The organism is Pseudoalteromonas sp. SIMBA_162 (assembly GCF_046535955.1).
GTDB classification, from domain to species: domain Bacteria; phylum Pseudomonadota; class Gammaproteobacteria; order Enterobacterales; family Alteromonadaceae; genus Pseudoalteromonas; species Pseudoalteromonas marina.
This window is the reverse complement of record NZ_JAWJBQ010000506.1, coordinates 1-267: the sequence shown is the minus strand read 5'-3', so window position 1 is coordinate 267 and position 267 is coordinate 1. Positions and strand designations below refer to the sequence as shown.

Here is a 267-nt window from a genome sequence, read left to right as displayed (position 1 = left end):
TCACACCATGACACGCAAGCAACAAGCTGGTTTTACATTGATCGAGCTGATGATCGTTGTGGCGATTATCGGTATTCTGGCGGCCATCGCTATCCCTCGCTATCAAGATTACACTATCCGCGCAAAGGTAACTGAGGCTATGGGCATTGCTTCAGCTGCTAAAACCGCAGTTTCTGAGTGCCTGATATCTGCAGGTGTGGAAGATGCAGCATCGAACACAGATTGTAATTCCAACCAAAAAGTTGGTTTGGATACAACTGAAACTAA

1 protein-coding gene is annotated in these 267 nt (G+C 46.1%); it reads left to right on the top strand.

Annotated features, from left to right (window positions below):
* Window positions 1–7 precede the first annotated feature (7 nt).
* A partial coding sequence (locus R0J88_RS20705; RefSeq protein WP_410900984.1) for a pilin occupies window positions 8–267 on the top strand: 260 nt, incomplete at its 3' end.